General features: G+C 38.7%; 11 protein-coding genes. 3 read left to right on the top strand and 8 right to left on the bottom strand.

The genetic code is table 11. The features are described 5' to 3' along the window. Positions 1 to 4: 4 nt before the first annotated feature. The 8 genes from ACFO3O_RS12185 to ACFO3O_RS12220 all read right to left on the bottom strand — a co-directional run bounded on the left by ACFO3O_RS12185 (position 5) and on the right by ACFO3O_RS12220 (position 14,117). Positions 5 to 2,683, bottom strand: a complete 2,679-nt coding sequence (locus tag ACFO3O_RS12185) for a T9SS type A sorting domain-containing protein (protein WP_379979161.1) — start codon at positions 2,681 to 2,683, stop codon at positions 5 to 7. A gap of 419 nt (positions 2,684 to 3,102) precedes the next feature. Continuing rightward, positions 3,103 to 3,750, bottom strand: a complete 648-nt coding sequence (locus ACFO3O_RS12190) for a response regulator transcription factor (protein WP_379979163.1) — start codon at positions 3,748 to 3,750, stop codon at positions 3,103 to 3,105. Beyond that, positions 3,737 to 6,850 (bottom strand): sensor histidine kinase, encoded by a 3,114-nt coding sequence (locus ACFO3O_RS12195; RefSeq protein WP_379979165.1) that lies wholly within the window; start codon positions 6,848 to 6,850, stop codon positions 3,737 to 3,739. The genes ACFO3O_RS12190 and ACFO3O_RS12195 overlap by 14 nt, the downstream gene beginning before the upstream one ends. A gap of 50 nt (positions 6,851 to 6,900) precedes the next feature. Then, a complete protein-coding gene (locus ACFO3O_RS12200; RefSeq protein WP_379979167.1) occupies positions 6,901 to 7,341 on the bottom strand; it encodes a retropepsin-like aspartic protease in 441 nt (146 codons plus the stop codon). Beyond that, positions 7,325 to 9,907 carry a CHAT domain-containing protein gene (locus tag ACFO3O_RS12205; RefSeq protein WP_379979169.1) on the bottom strand — a complete coding sequence of 861 codons (2,583 nt, stop codon included), beginning with the start codon at positions 9,905 to 9,907 and terminating at the stop codon, positions 7,325 to 7,327. The genes ACFO3O_RS12200 and ACFO3O_RS12205 overlap by 17 nt, the downstream gene beginning before the upstream one ends. A gap of 27 nt (positions 9,908 to 9,934) precedes the next feature. After that, the gene (locus ACFO3O_RS12210; protein ID WP_379979171.1) at positions 9,935 to 11,941 is read right to left on the bottom strand and encodes a DUF7849 domain-containing protein; all 2,007 of its coding nucleotides are present in this window, start codon (positions 11,939 to 11,941) and stop codon (positions 9,935 to 9,937) included. Between the two features lie 3 nt (positions 11,942 to 11,944). Further along, entirely contained in the window at positions 11,945 to 12,931 is a 987-nt protein-coding gene (locus ACFO3O_RS12215) for a hypothetical protein (protein ID WP_379979173.1), read from the bottom strand. A gap of 139 nt (positions 12,932 to 13,070) precedes the next feature. Further along, entirely contained in the window at positions 13,071 to 14,117 is a 1,047-nt protein-coding gene (locus tag ACFO3O_RS12220; RefSeq protein WP_379979175.1) for a hypothetical protein, read from the bottom strand. 209 nt (positions 14,118 to 14,326) lie between these two features. Here ACFO3O_RS12220 and ACFO3O_RS12225 point away from each other — a divergent pair, with 209 nt between their 5' ends. From ACFO3O_RS12225 to ACFO3O_RS12235, 3 genes are all read left to right on the top strand, one after another. Continuing rightward, positions 14,327 to 14,911: an RNA polymerase sigma factor gene (locus ACFO3O_RS12225; protein WP_379979178.1), complete on the top strand. Its 585-nt coding sequence runs from the start codon at positions 14,327 to 14,329 to the stop codon at positions 14,909 to 14,911. Between the two features lie 2 nt (positions 14,912 to 14,913). Further along, entirely contained in the window at positions 14,914 to 15,648 is a 735-nt protein-coding gene (locus ACFO3O_RS12230; RefSeq protein WP_379979180.1) for a tetratricopeptide repeat protein, read from the top strand. A gap of 77 nt (positions 15,649 to 15,725) precedes the next feature. Beyond that, complete coding sequence (locus tag ACFO3O_RS12235) at positions 15,726 to 16,505, top strand: TatD family hydrolase (protein WP_379979182.1); 780 nt, start codon at positions 15,726 to 15,728, stop codon at positions 16,503 to 16,505. The last annotated feature ends 45 nt before the right edge of the window (positions 16,506 to 16,550 follow it).

Genomic DNA, 16,550 nt, shown 5'->3' on the forward strand with positions numbered 1-16,550 from the left:
CCAATTATCGTATTAGTAGCTTTTTAGTAACGGTAGTTTCCTGCGATGTAATCTGCATAAAATACATCCCTGTTGCAAGATCCCCTAGATCCATCGTCTGTGTTTGATCAAAGTTTTGAAGATCGATGCGTTTGATGATTTTTCCGTTGATGTCTGTAATGACAGCTTTTTCAAGTGTTGAAGGTCCAGCATAAGCCACTGTCACCTGACCCTGTGATGGGTTAGGATAGAGGTTAATTACGCTTTCGCGAAAGCTTTCTCCGTCTGCACTCAATACGTCACGATCTTGGAATACAATCGTGAATCTGTCTGTGTGTAACCCTTTCTGAGCTGTAAATGTATAAGGTTGTTCATTTAAATTGACAATGGTATTTAACACATGATCAATAATAAACACGGTTGCATTTTCTATAGCGATTCCTTCAAATTTATCAATGCTTATAGTGTACGGAGTTACTTCTTCAATAGACGTAGAAAAACCAAGGGCAATCTCCATATCTGTATTAAAAGTTTCTCTGGCTTGAATGCCTAAAAGTTCCCCAGAATCCACCGTTGTAAATAAGGATAAAAACGTTCCCAATCGCGGGGTATCATAGCCTTTGTCAATAGCTGGAGTAGCATTAGAGGTAAAGCCAATCCCTGTTTGTGCCATCGCTTCTTCAAAAGCGGTAGTGGTCAGATTGAGCCAAAGTTTATCAATTCCTGTTTGAGTTTCAGGATTTCTAAAGCCATCATTATTTCCTGTTACTCGGATGCTATTGGTAAAGACTACAGGTGTCCCTGCCATCATTTCGGCTTGATCTGCTTTGATTCCAAATCCCTGTCCAGAGGCCATAAACTGGCCAGGCTCTGTTCCACCGTTTACAGCAGCAATACCCATCATGGCATTGCGTACAGAAACATCATTCATAGAGAAATTACTGGTTCCAAAACCAGGAAGATCAGATGATGGACTGGTGATATGATCCCAATAATACACTTCATTTACCGCATCATTTGCATTGATAAACGCAGTGACATCTATTGCCGATGGATACGGATTACCAAGAAGGTTATAGTTATTTGTTGTTGCAGGACCATTGTAATTAATAGGAACAGTGATGGTGCCAGAATTGAGAGTTCCTATGGTATAATCTAGATTATAGGTTTGTACTGGATCATCTACGGAAGAAGATGGGAAAACCAATAGAGCTTGACCTGGATTGCGCATACCTGGTATTGGTGGTGGTCCTTCACCTGGTACAAATGGATCATAAGGAATTTCAAATAGATAATCATTGTTGTCATCTAGGAAATTTTCTGAAAATTCAAATTCAGGGAAAACATCAAAATCAATTGGAAAAGGAACGAAATTCCAAGGGATAATAGAAAATACAGCCCTGGAATTTTCATAAACGTTATCACGAATTCTACCATTAGTCATAGGTTCACCCATAACTACAAAATTATTAGCAGCAATAGGTGGGGTGATTTTATGTATAGTAATATCCCCATTTTTAATGGTAATGGCATCTTCTGCTACTTGTACCACACTACCAGTGTTTGCTACATCAAGCATTCCGTTTATGGTGATATCGTTTTCTACGCTTATAAAATTACCATCTGAAACCGTAAGAGTGGCTCCTGTATTTACAATCAATTCGCAGGCGGTGATATCACCAAGACCCATAGTGGCTGTATCATAATCTTCAGTAATGATCGCTCTTACAGAAGATGTAGGTGCGCCATTGTCCCATCCTCCTGCAATGGTATAGGTAGTGGTTGTAGGACAAGAAACCGTAAGAATAACCTCTGTAGAAGTATATGTGATGTTAAATACACCATTTGGAATAGTAGGGAAGTTTACAGTATCAAATGTACCAGAAATTGAATTTGAAGTTAAAATGGTAAAACTATCTCCTATTTGAGGAACAAAGGCAGACGGTAAACTCACATTGAGGGTGCCAGCCAATTGTGTATTTCCAATAACCTCCACTTGATCGTAGTCTGTTCCTACTGTTGTGGCTCCTACGATTTGGATGTCTAGACGTGCCGTCATCTGATGCGTATAGTCGTTGTTAAAACGGTAGATACCAATGCCATTTCCAGGAACTAAAATACCTGAATTGATTTGATTACCTATATGAAAGCTATTTCTTCCGAAAAGAGTGCCATTTTGTGAGAGTATTATAGAACCACTATTGTTTATTTGTCCAGATCCATTATCATTTCTTAGTAATGCACCCCCATTATTATTCAGAGTCCCACTCAGGTTATTGTTTATAGTAGCAAAGTTGACAATGGTTCCTCCGCTGTTATTATTTATGACATTATTGTTATTTATGAAACTACTAGCATTATTATTTAAGACCCCACTATTATTAATTGTTAGTGTTCCTGTGTTGGTGTTGTTTAATACTGAACGGTTTAAGAAACTTCCAGTAATAGTTAAAAGGCTATTATTGTTAAATTCTCCAAAATTAAATACCTGCCCTTGTATCATTGTAGAAGTAGTAGTACTAACAGTTGCCCCTGCTTCTATAAATGCGGTATCTCCCGTATTTAAGGTGGTGCCTGGATATGAGGGACTCCAATTTGCAGTGTCTGTCCAATTACCCGTTCCAGTATAGGTAAAGGTGGTTTGCGCTTGTAATACACATATAGTAAGTACGGAAATAGAGAGTAATAGTAATACTTTTTTCATAACTATGGGGATGTTAGTTTAGGATGTAAAAATAGGCATAAGATTTTTCTTTATATACGTACCTACCGCAAAAAATACGTAGGGGGACGTAGTGTTTGAAATTGATGTCGAAAAGAGAGTGAATGTTTTGAGAATACTAAAGTTGTTAATGATGAGGTTTCCGCCTTCACGAGAATGAAAAGGGATAGAGAATATGATATAGCCCTAAAAAAGAGGCTTTATATATGTTAGTATCGGGAAAGTGTATGTCTCTTCGAGAGGAGTTAAGAAGTTTTTGATAGTTAGTTCATAGCTACAAGAGCTCTAGACTGTTCCTTCGACAGGCTCACGATGACAGCTTGAGGTAACCTTTATATGTGATGCGTATCACGATGAGGTTTCAGTTTATATGATAAGATTCCCGCCTTCACGGGAATAAATTAGATGGAGAGGAGGAGTTCTTGATGTTCTTGAGTCCATATAGATAAGGAATCTATCCCTGTAGGTAATTCTAATTTGTTAATGATATTTGCGCGATGTTTTTGTACCGTACGTATAGAAATGGTCAATAATTCTGCGATTTCTTTAGAGTTCTTGCATTGAGCAATGAGACGTAAGATGGTACGTTCAGAAGGGGAGAGGAGTTTTACTTTTTGTAACTCTGGATTAATTTGCCGTTCAAATATGGCATCAAAAGTAGCACTAAAATAGGTGTTTCCTGAGGCGACGGCTTGGATACATTTATCAATCTCACTGAAGGGTTCATCTTTAATTATATACCCAGCAATGTTGAGTTTTTTAGCTTTTAAAATAAAGCCTTTCTCTTTATGTGAGGTAAGTATGATAAAACGGGTTTTAACATGTAGCTCTTGACATTTTTTAATGACTTCAAATCCTGTTAATAAGGGCATTTCAATATCGAGTAGTGCGACATGAGGTTTTTCATTTTGAACATAATCTAGTGCCAAAGCGCCGTTGCTTACCGCCTCTATATGAGGATATCCTTGGGCATGTAACGCATTTTTTAGCCCTTCTAATAATAAGGGATGATCATCTGCAATGAGTAGTTGGATGTCAGTTCTTTGCATGGCTATGGGGGATTTGTGCTGTAATTACTGTTCCAGATGTTGGATTACTTTCTATGGTTAACGTCCCTGCTAATATACGAATACGTTCTTCCATGGTTTTTAAACCGAGACTATTGTTTTTTTGTTTTTCAGTAACATCAAATCCTTTCCCATTGTCTTGGATGGTTATAAGAATGGTTTTTTGCTGTTGTTGAATGGTGACTGAGATCGCTTTCGTGCTTCGACGTTGCTCAGCATAAACTTCTTCGTCGCTTTGCTCCTCGAAAGCGTGCTTCATCACATTAGATACATTTTCTTGAACAAATCGGTAAATATGTAATGCGGCTTTTGAATCAAAACAATCATCTATGTCGGCAATATCGGCAGATACAAAAAGGTCGGTTTGTTCATCTATATCATATAGCATTTGTTCAACACTGCCACTAAGACCCAGTTGTTTGATAATACTAGGATACAATCCGCGAGATATATGGCGTATGTCTTCAAGTGCTTTATGTGTAAGTTCACTTACGTCTGTCTTTCCTTGTTCTTGAAGTTTTTGTTTGATGAGCGTAAGTTGCTGACCCACACTGTCATGCAAATCTTTTGAAATCCGAGCGCGTTCTTCTTCTTGTGATTGCATTAAGTCTTGTGAGAACCCTTCCTGTAGGCGTTTTCGTAATTGCTGTTGTCTAAGCATCCAAAGAAGAATACTCATAATGCTAAGTGTGATTGCTAGAAAAAACCACCAGGTTTTATAAAAGAAATCTTCAGAATGTATCGGGACTAAAAGTGATTTTCCAATTTTTTTACCTGAAAAATTCAAGGCTTCAATTTCAAGTATATATCGTCCTGCGGCAAGGTTTGGAAAGCGTATGGATTGTGTATTTCCAATAGCTACCCATTCTTTGTTATCAAGTCGATAGCGGTAACGTTCGTTTCTGGTAATATCGAGTTGGGTGAGTGCAAAATCAATTTCTAATGCACGATTTTCTGACGGGAGAGTGATGGTTTCCGCTTTACCACTTCGCTCTCCCGATGGTCGTGAATCTCGCAAGCTCGATTTCGCGCCATACCTGTCGGCAGGTAAAAAAGCGTACTGATCATGAGATATGGTATACTTTTTTTCTTGTGTATTATAAGCGCTCACCCTTAAAAGCGTAATTTGAGCATCGTTAATTTCTGGTTGTAAAACGTCAGGCTTAAAAAAATTCAATCCTTGTATCGTACCAACTAAAAAGCCTTGTTTTGTTTTTAAAGCACTGTACCGATTTGCTTCATTGTTTGTAAATCCGTCTTTTACAGAAAAACGATTTGTTTTTTTTGATTCAAGGTTGAAGGAGACAATACCGTTAAACGTATTGATCCACCAGTTGTCTTGATCGTCAAAAAGTATCGTAGCGATACCTGCTTGCAGTTCATCTTGATAAAGGGTTTTGAATTCTTTGGTTGCGAGGTCAAAAGTGGTTACGATTCCTGAGCGCGATCCTTGGATATATCCGTATTCAGGGTGGTACTCTCCCATGAGAAGAAAGGGGTCGGGAAGTTGTGTAGGGTCATTGTAAAATGCATGCTCCTTTGAATTGAGGTCATAGGTAAGTAATCCTTTGTTTGTACTTGCTACGATATAGTTGTCAGCCTGACGCCATTCAAGATCAAAAATATCTAAGGAATCTGTTGATATTAAAGGAGTATGAGTTTTCTGATGTGTATTAAACTCCATAAGATGATATCCATTGGTTCCATATATGATGGTAGAGTCTGTTGGTCGTACCATACAGATGGTTGGATAATGTCTGTAATATTGTGTTTCTCTTGTTAAGGTGTCTACCTTAATAATTCCTCCAGAAGTATCATTACTCCAAATGGTACTGCCTTCTAGAAAAAAATTACGGGAAGAGTATGGTTTTAAAACGTCTCCTTTTTCGAAAGTGGCATAGGGTTTTATGGTGTTATTCGTACTATTAAAGAGATACCATCCATCTTTCTCCGTGGCAATAAGATATTCTTTTTGAGAGAGGGAAGTGATGGCTCTTATTTCTTTGTTAGGAAGTAAGGTTGTGATGATGTCTGATGAGAATTTTATATAATGTAGTGTGTTATTAGCCGTAAACCAAACATCATGATTTGTATCTTTTGATACGATTTCTATGCGTCCAGTATTACCAAAACTTTTATTATTGTATACAGTAGTTAATTGATTGGTGTCGTCTAGCGATTGTATAGATAGTTCTTTATTATACGAAGAGATAATGGTATGTCCTCCTTTTGGGTCACTATACGTCTTTAAGTTGTCACTGAAAAGTTGATTTTCATTAGAAGTTACTGCAATTAACTCCATGGTCTTAGGTGCGATGCTATATAATTGAGGATTATTGTATAAGAGGACGTAGTGTTGTCCATTTTTTAGAAAGTGTGCGTCTATCCATTTTTTGCGTAAAGAGCGCTCTCTTTCATTTTCAAAATCGCTGGCATCAATAGTTTTTAAAACTTTTCCATCCCAATTAACAAAGGTGATAGGAAAATTGTCGTCACTTATTACTATGATATCCTCAAAAGGAATAAACTGTGTTTTTTTATCTATTAGAATACGATTTACCGTTGTAGTAAATCGAAATCGTTCTACGAGACGTAGATCAGGGTGTATGCTATTGATAATGATTTCAAGCCCATTTTGAGTGATGATATAGTTTTTCCCTTCATATTCAAAAACAGGGGATATTCCTGTGTCTTCCGGCACTTTTATTTGTGTAAACTCTGTGCTAATTGGATTGAAAAGGAACAATGAACTATCTGTAACGATGTAAAATTGCCCATCCTTTCTTTTGAAAATATCAATAATGTTGTTGTTTTCTTTATCGGTGGGGAGTGGGATGGTATGAAAAGAGTTTCCGTTGAAACGTTGTAACAGTGTTGGGTTGGTATTGGTTAAAATTTTAGAGCGAGATGGGTTTGTGCCACCTCCTAGCCAAAGAAATCCATTTTGATCAAATGCGAGTGCCTGTACCTCGTCTATTTCTAACCCGTCTTGTTGGCTAAATTGTTTTTTATATAGGCTGTTGTCTTGTGCAAGACCTACTATATTGATAAGCAAAAAAATAAACAGCAGTAATACTCTCATTAGGGATGAGGATTTTGAGTAACATCACAGCTTACAAGATAACTATATTTTTATTTCTTAAGATAAAGGCAATTGTATTGATAATCAATGATCCCTTTTCCAAGGTTGAGAATATCAGCTCCCAAAATTCCGTGTACAGCGGGTGTATTGTGATTTTCCAAAGCGATGTTCACGTGAGAGAGGTCAAAAAGAACAAGATTAATATTCTGTCGTTTCCAAGTGCCTATTTTGATACTATTTTCTTTTGATAATTCGGTACGCATATCGGTAGCGCCAGCTCCAGCGGCTAGGACTTCACTCTCTTCACTTGTGATTTTAAAATGCTCTGCATATTTAAAATCAATGCAGGAGTTAGAAGCTCCAGTATCTAATATAAAAGAACCTTTTACGCCATTAATTTTTGCCGTAATTTCTAGATGTTGCGTAAGTGTCGGAAATAACCGTATGCGTGTGTATCCTTTTTCTATTAAAAATTCACGAAGTGATGCCATACTTTTTGTAAACAATGAGCATCAAAAATAGTCCAAAAATTATGATTCCGAGAATCCATATCCACGAAAATGAGGTCACTACTTCTTCAGGTGTACCATAATAGACAAAGGCGCCCCAATAATAGGGTGATTTTTTTGCGTTAGAAATGGTTTTGTCACTTAGGTAGGTTTGTTGTGCCTGTTTGAGACTTATTGTTTTTGAAGACGTATCCTTCAGGTTTTTGTAAAAATCACCCATCAGTTGGGAGGTGGCTTTATCATTTACTTTCCATAGAGAGAACAATAGGTTGGGAGCACCCGCATATTGAAACCCTCGCGCTAGACTCAACGTTCCTTCCCCTGTAGCGATACTACCCACTCCTGTCTCACAAGCACTCAAAACGACAAGATCTGGTTGTAAGTTGAGACCATACAATTCATTAACAGTGATTGTCTGACCCATAAATTGTAGCTCGGCTGGAGTGTTAAAGCCTCCGCCACGCGCATGGGTAGAAAAATGTAAAATGGTATAATCATTTGTAATACCGTCCTTAAATGCGTTAGAGGGAAATACCGCTTCTGCGCCTGCTTCATCTCTCATTAATAGTTTCGTAGGAAATATTTCCTTGATCGCATTGGCTTCTTCAATAGAGTACGTAAGTGCCAATTCTGAACCTTCAAAAACTGGAAAAACCCCCAGCACAGACGTGGGTTTTGTTGATGTTTTTGGTGCCTTGAGATACTGCGTTGCTGAAAGCTGATACGTAATGGTTGTCGATTGAAGTAAAAAAGACATTTGATCAAAAATAACCCCTTCCGATGGTTCAGTTAGTAAAGTACTAAAAGGTAAAAAAGCGAGCATTCCATCTGGAATAATGATTATTTTTTCAGTCACAGGGAGTTTGAGAAGGGTGTACAATGCATGTGCATCATTTTTAAAAGCATCAGGCGCATTGTTGATCTTTGAGGCGTCTTCAAAATACCGATTGTAACGCACACAGATATTAAATATCATATCTCGCGCTGTTTGATCTGGTGCGATTTTTTCAAAATGCGTTGTCGCCGGCCCTATGATGAATTGATAGATTGCCTGTTTGCCAAAAAAATAACTGACTACCGTTTCTTCTTTTTCTTTGACCTTTTCTTTGAGAAGTGGATACGATATTGAAGATTCTTGTGTGTTTAATGTAGGATATTTCTCTGCGATACGAAGCCGTAAGTTACGTTGCGATAGCATGGTATTGCTATATGCCATTTGTAACTCCTCTATCTGTTGTAAGTTAGTTGTTTGGGCGCTACGAAGTTTCCATAATTGGGTCTCTAATCTTGAAAGCTGTACGCCTTGATGCTGATAGGCAATCACCAAGCTGTCGTTAGCGTGTTTTGATAACAAAGCTTTATCTTGACTTGATTCTAGTACCACCGTCGATTTTGAACGTTCACTGATGCGAAGTGCTTTTTCTAACCAGATTTCCTCTTTTTCATTTTTATAAAGATCATAGATCAGAGCAAGTCTTTTTTCTGAACGGACTTTGTCACTGGCTTGTAATCGTAGTTTTGAGACCTGCTGTAGTTGGTCATTATTTAATAAATCGGCTACGTGGGCGGCAAGTGCATACGCCTTGAGAGCCTCTTCGTTTTTATGTTGGAAGGAGAAAAGCTCGGCATGAAGATCTAGCGCGTCTACTAAAGTGTTTTCGCCAAAAAGTTGCGTCTCATTTGGGAATTCCTGATCATTTGTATAATCTACAAACCAGATGCGATACAGCTGCTGTAGCTGCTCTTTCGCTTCTGTTATGTTTTGATTTGAAGCATACGTCTGCGCCAGTAAAAGCTTTATTTTTGCAAGTGAACGTTGAGGTGTAGATGTCTTAGAAAGTTGTACTTGAAGTGCTTTTTGTAAGCGTTGTTCCCCCTTTAGATAATTTTGTTGTCGTATCGCAATTTGTGCCAGTAATTTATATCCGTTGACTTGATTAGGATCTGATGCGATAACTTCTTGCGCTAATGCTTCCGCTTGGGTATGATCTCCCTTGCTAAAGTAATTTGTCGCTAAATTCATCCTAATGTCAATATTTTCAGGGCTTAGTTTTTTGGCTTCTTCCAGCACACGTATGGCGTTTTCATACTTGCCTTGATTTTGTAGTGGGACAGAAAGATTAATCAAACCTGAAAGGAGGTGGTTGTTTTGGTTCGCTTTTCGCGAAAGCGCAATATACCCCCGTATCATATGTTCTGCTTCGGTATATGCATTGGTTTGTGTGTATAAATTACCTAGCGGAATCATCGCAGCGTCCACCATATCATATCCGCTTAACTGTTGTGCCTTGTAACGATCCAAAGCCGCTTCATATCGATAGATGGCCGCAGCAATATCGCCATAGCGAGTTTGGTAATACGCAATGTTACAGTCTACGACCACTTTTGCTAGGTGGCTATCAGCATCTGAAATGGGTAACGTATCTGTTTCTTGTATGAGTTTAGAGAGTTCTTGAGGCGTTGGGTTGTTTAAAAAGGCATCTAAAGCGTTGTAAAAAAGGTCTTCTTGCGCATGACTAGTTAACGTGCAAAAAACCACTAGTAACATATAGAATAGTTGGCGCATTCTCATCGGTCAAAATTTCCAAAGTCCGTAGACTTGAATCTGAGCATTAGGGGCATTAAAATTAGAAACATATCGAATGCCTGCGCTTGGACCTATCCGAACACCACCAAAATTAATGTCGGCAAAAACTCCAGATTGAAAATTGCCTACGCCTTTATTACAATCTGTTTCTTGGAAAGTATCTTGCGTTTCGTCGCGGATTTCACCTTCTCCAGGAATATTTAAGAAAAATTCGCCCGTAGTGGTTTGATTACATTCACGGCTTAGGTCTAATTTAAGTTGGAGACCCGCTCCTACAGCAATAAAATTGTTGAGGTTATATAGATAGGATATAGGGACCAGATAGGTAGTAATATTGCGTGCTGTTGCCTCTTCTGTGAATCGCGTGATACTTTCTATCCCAATATCATTGGTTTCGATGGTTTCAAAATTCCGAAAGTTGTCAAAAGAGGTGGTGGAGAAGAAAAGTTCTGCTTGCAAATACCCACGATACGATTTAAAAGGGGAGAGGGTGATGCCTGCAAATACTTCGGTGGCATTGTCTAGATCGGGATTAAAAATATACCCAGCTCTGGCGCCTATAGAAATGCCAGGCGTAAATCGAGTGGTGCTATAATTGGTATAAATCGGCTCGTTTTTATCAAAGTAAATAGCCGTACGACTTCGGGTTTTCTTTTTGTGAAAATCCTTGCCAAACTTCATAGCATATTTCACAAATCCTTTTGTCGAATCCTTTTCGGTGACGTTTTTTTGAGCGGTACCTGGGAGGTAAATACGTTTAAATGTAAAAATGATTTTATCTTTTTGAAGAATAGTGTCTAGGCAGGAATAATTGACTTCACGATCTTTGGGACAGATGCGACATTGGGGATACATGTCTTTAATCTCTAAGGTGTTTTTGTCAAACATCTCAGGGGTATCTACCTCAAGCCTAATCGTATTTGCAGGCCCTTCACCATCATTTTGGAAACGGACTTTAAATTTAAGTTTTTTAAAGCGTACCAAGCGATAATTCATCAGCGTGCCATTGGAGGACATTTTATTAGGGTCATGAGAAGTGACAATTTCTAGTTCGGTGTCTTTTACGGTGTGGTTTTCATAATTTTCGTCAGGGACATAGATACTTCGTAGGGTGACAATGGCACTGGTATCTTTAATCATTTCTGGCGTAGTTTCTAGCGTACGAAAGACATTGCGCTCTTCGCCAGGTTGCATATTGGTAAAGGTGATGACTTGGCTGTTAAGGTACAACTCTTGAGATTCTTCAAGCGTGAGCGGAAGGTTGGTTTTTTTTGTACTGTCTTGGACAACGAGCGTGCGTTCTCGTAACTCTGACGGATAGGTGGAGGCAAGGTATTCTTGAGAAAAATCAGTACCTGCATGATGTACAAAATCTTCATTTTGTTCTATTTTTTCGTTGTGATGCAGTCGGGTGTCTGTAAGTATAAAGTTTTTGTCCTTAAAACTCTTGTCGTTATAAAACAGGTAGAGTTTTCCGTTAGTGACGTAGTCTTTGGTGTTTTTGTAACTCGTGATCAGTACCATTTCTTGACTTGGTAAAGGGTCTCTATTGGTACGTATAAGTAGATCTTCATCGGGTTTGAATACTGGGTTCGCTTTCGCGAAAGCAAAACCATCCACACTCGCTTCTTCATCGGAAGCATCAGAAATCACCACTTTTTTAGGCCGGCTGGCAGGAGGTTTGCCATTGTCATAATTATTGGTGCTCCATAATTTTACCTCGTAGGTTCCTTCTTTTTTGTAGGTGTGCTTAGGTTCTTTTTCAAAGCTATAGTTGCCATCCCCTAGTTCCCAGTAATAGGTGTAAAATGCTTTAGGAGCGCCTGCAATTTGATTAAGTTCGGGCATTTCTGCGCCATACGTGACTTTGTTGCCCAACACATCATAAAATATAGGAGCACTTCTGGTCAAAGTGTCTAGCGGAATTGTTTGCGTGTAGCCCGAAAATGTTACAAGACTTACAAAGAGAACGGTATTGAAAATTCTTTTCGTCATGACTTATAGCGAATTAATAACCGTTATTGTTTGATCTTCGGCAAGCTCACTGGTATTGGTGGTGGCTCCAATGATATCTTGTGTTACGCTTATTTGAGACGTATCTAGTCGAAATATCCCATCGAGTCTTGAGATAAAAATAAGGTGTCCCTGAGTGTCTAATGGAATTTCGTTATACACCTCACTAAAGACGCCTAGATTCAGGTCGTACTGCTCGAAAAGGCTTACCGCAATCTTATCGTTGGTATAGCTAAGGAAGACATTGCTATTGGTGTCGTTAAATCCAGCCGGAGGGACATTATATACTGTTGTTCTTTCATTTTGACTAGGATTAAACTGTGCGATACTATACCAACCCGTCTGAGAAGTACTGCCGCTATAGCCTGTAGTGATGTTTCCTATGGGATCGTCTATTTCTGTAGGGAAAGCACTTCCAATAGTTTCCCAAGTGACCCTACAATTGAGGTCTGGGCAGGAAGGTGAATTGAAAAATAAAAGCTCCTCTGTATTATTTTCTTCGGGAATAAAAATTTGTATTTCTCCTTGTATGACGACAGGTTCTCCATTAAAACGAATGTCAAAAAATAACAAGCCCTCGCTTAGGGTAGGTTCAATGGTTCCGGTAGCATTACGGGTATTGGTCGATAATTGGCAAGCGACAATATCACCTGAGGTAAACATTTCTAGCATACTGACTTCTACCTCGCCATCTATGATCGTACCATCTGGATTAAATAAGGATTGTCCAGGAATCGAAACAACGCCTCCTTGCGCACCAATAAGTTGACCTCCTGCAAATCCTTGTATGGTAAACGTCTGTACTTTGGGTTGTCTGCACTCCATAAGACTTGCTGCATAATCGGCTCCGTCTATAGGGGTTATGGCATTGGGAGTTTCAACGATGCCCTCCTCGCAATCGTGATCTTCAGAACAGCTTATAGCTAGGCATCCCGCCAAAACTATCGTGCATAGGAATTGAACATATTTCATAAGATAGTTAGTTAGTTATATGCAAGAAGGGGATAGTAAATGCATTTAAATATAGTTAAAAACAATGAATGTCACTAAAAGGGTAAACCTCAGAGCGATAGTGCTGCTCTGAGGTTTATCCTGATTTTATTTAAGATTCTTATGGTAACGCATTGATTAATGCGGTAAGGCCTGCTTCTGTAGTGGTTTGTGTCGTAGCGAAGGTCTCGATATGATCTGCACCAATAGTAGCTGATTGGATGGCATATACATAATCACCGTCTTGTACAGAGACAAATATAAAGTGAACGTCTAATCCGATAGGCATTTGTCCATAATGTTCTGTAAACATTTCTAAGTTTGTGTCATAGGTGTCAAACAGTGCGAGTGCATTTGGTTCTCCGTCGTAGGATACATATACAGCGCTGTTAGTTTCATTAAATCCTTCAGGAACATCTGCAAATACCATGGTTTTAGGACCTGCATACGACCACCATCTATCTAAGTTAGTCCATCCAAAGTTGGTAAGCGGTGCAACATAGGCAGAGGTCCAATTTCCGTCAGCATTTTGAATTTCACCTCCTTCTATAGCAGCATCTTCATCTTCTTCCCATACCACATCACAATCTAATCTGTCACAATTTTCTGGTACAAATACCGTCATTTCTGGATCAAAAGTATCTGTAGGTGCGGTAAGCTCAAAGGGGACTTGCGCTACCAGTTGGTTCCCGTTTTGAGTGGCATTTATAAAGAACTCCCCTCCAGAAATAATCGTCACTACATCGCCATTATCTTTTTTTCCATTGGTCGGTAGGTTTTGTGTAAGCATATCTGCTCTGCTGTAAATTTCTATGAATGCGATATCTACATCGCCAGTGACTGCTTCTCCTCCCAAATGTGTAAGTCCGTTAGGCGGAAAATACAATTGTGTACCGTCTTCTCCTATAATAAGCCCTCCTGTTGAAGCGTCTATCGTAAAGTTTTGAATAGCATTTTCACGGGCTTCTGTGATACTATTATTATATTCTAATCCTCCAAAAACTTGAGCGATATCATCTGGTATTTCTGTTATGATATCAACATCATCTGCTGTTTCACAGCTCGTCAAAAGAATGAGTGATACTAAAAATAAGGTCATTGATTTTAATACGGTATACACCTTCATACTGTTTTTCTGATCTGTGTACATAAAGTTTGTTGTTTTCATAATACTATTAATTTGATATGTTATTTTTTGTTTTACACCCTTATATCATTACCCGCTTCATATTGTTACCCCTCTTCTAGAACTTTTTTTTATATTTACTCGATAATGAAGCAGTACATACGTTGAGGACAGCCTTAACGTCAAATTCTTTTTTCTTAATATACTTCTTGGGCTTTTCCCGAGGTAGTCTACTTATAAATCCAGCAAACATGGGAGATTCCAAAGTACATCCTGACCAGAAATATGTACAGGCATTGCTTATACATGATCAAAAACTGATTGCTGAGATATACACTCGTTTTGCGCCTAAGGTGATTGGGTATATTCAAAAGAATAGCGGTGATGAGGCTGCTGCTAGAGATATTATTCAAGAAGCACTTATTACCCTATACGATCAGGCAAAGACAAAAGGACTTACTTTGAGTTGCCCTTTTGATGCCTATTTTTTCTTAATCTGTAAACGCAAGTGGTTGAATCTCTTGAAAAAAAACAAGCCAGAAGGGGTAACAATAAACGATGAGGTAACATCTATAGATAGAAATGTACAAGATCAAGCAGATCAGACCGCTTTGTATGAAGAAAGAGCTCATTTATTTAACCAAATGTTGGAGCAAATGGGGGATGCCTGCAAGAAACTTTTAAAGCTTAGTTTTTCTATTAAATCGATGGAAGAAGTGGCTAAAAAACTAGAAGTTTCTTACGCATACGCTCGGAAGAAAAAATCCCTTTGTATTGGGAAACTTACAGCAATGGTGCAAGGATCTGTGCAGTACCAAACCCTTAAACATCTATAGTTATGGACGAAGAAACCCTTTTGCTTTTTGACGATTACCTTCAGGGAGCGCTTTCGCCTGAAGCCAAAAAAACTTTTGAATCAAGGCTGAAGACAGAACCCGCCCTTAACGATGCCTTTATCATTTTTAGAGATGTCAATCAGCATTTAAGTCATCATCTCTCAGAGGAGCGAGCAGCGTTTAAAGACACGTTGAAAACAGTTGCAGACCAACATTTAGATACTTCAGTGGCACCTAAAAAACCGGTGAAAGTGATTCGTTTTAATCCTTGGAAGTATGCGATCGCAGCCGCTGTTATTGTGCTTATTGGGCTCACTTTTATGTTTTCATCTGGCGATCCACTATACGCAGATTATGCTTTTAATGAATCCATCAGTCTTGTGGAGCGAGATGGGGAAGGGACCGCTTTCGCGAAAGCGGAAACAGCCTTCAACGCCAAAGAATATCAAGAGGCTATTACGTATTTTAATGCAATTCTCGCCTCAGATGACGCCAATGCTGAGGTGCAATATTATAAAGGAATTGCACTGGTTGAAGTTGAAAAATATGACGAGGCAGATGCTATTTTTAGTCAACTAGCTGACGGAAATACACTGTACAAGCATAAAGCGACTTGGTATGGCGCTCTCAGTAAACTGAAGCAAGGCGATAAACAAGCGTGTAAACAATTGTTAGAAAAAATTCCTGCTGGTGCCGAAGATCATGAGGTGGCACAAGAACTTCTAAAAAAGCTATAATCCTTGTATTTACAGAATGTAAATTAAAAAAGTAAAAATGACTTCATAGACCTCTTGGGCTTTGTTATTTTTGCAGTATGAATTTTACAGATACCCACACCCATTTATATAGTGAAGCTTTTGATGAAGATCAAGACGTGATGATCCAACGTGCTATGGATGCAGGGGTGACTCGTTTTTTTATTCCCGCCATCGATTCTGAATACACAGAACGCATGTATGACTTAGCGGCGCGCTATCCAGATCAGGTATTCTTAATGATGGGATTACATCCTACCCATGTAAAGGAGAATTATGAAGAAGAATTAGCGCATGTAGAAGCGCAATTTGCCAGTAGGTCTTTTTATGCCGTAGGAGAAATAGGCATTGATTTATATTGGGATAAGAGTACACTGGATATTCAAAAAGACGCATTTAAGCGGCAGATTCAGCTTGCTAAGAAGCATCAATTACCGATTGTGATTCATTGTAGAGATGCCTTTGATGAAGTGTTTGAAGTGCTAGAAAGTGAAAAAGGGGATGATCTTTTTGGGATTTTCCATTGCTTTACAGGCACTAAAGAGCAGGCATTACAAGCGATAGGGTACAACATGAAGTTAGGGATAGGTGGAGTTGTAACGTTTAAAAATGGAAAAATTGATCAGTTTCTCTCTGAAATTGATTTAAAGCATATTGTCTTAGAAACTGATGCTCCCTATTTGAGTCCAGTTCCATATAGAGGGAAGCGTAATGAGAGTAGTTATGTGACCTTAGTGGCAGAAAAACTGGCCACAATCTATCAAAAACCGTTGGAAGAAATTGCTAAAATTACGTCTGAGAATGCTACGGCTGTATTTGGTAACGTAAAAACCACCTAAACTTAGTTAATTATATATAGACGAAACTCAAATAAATTTGTTTCT

The sequence above is a fragment of the Dokdonia ponticola genome (assembly GCF_042653865.1).
Classification (GTDB): Bacteria; Bacteroidota; Bacteroidia; order Flavobacteriales; family Flavobacteriaceae; genus Dokdonia; species Dokdonia ponticola.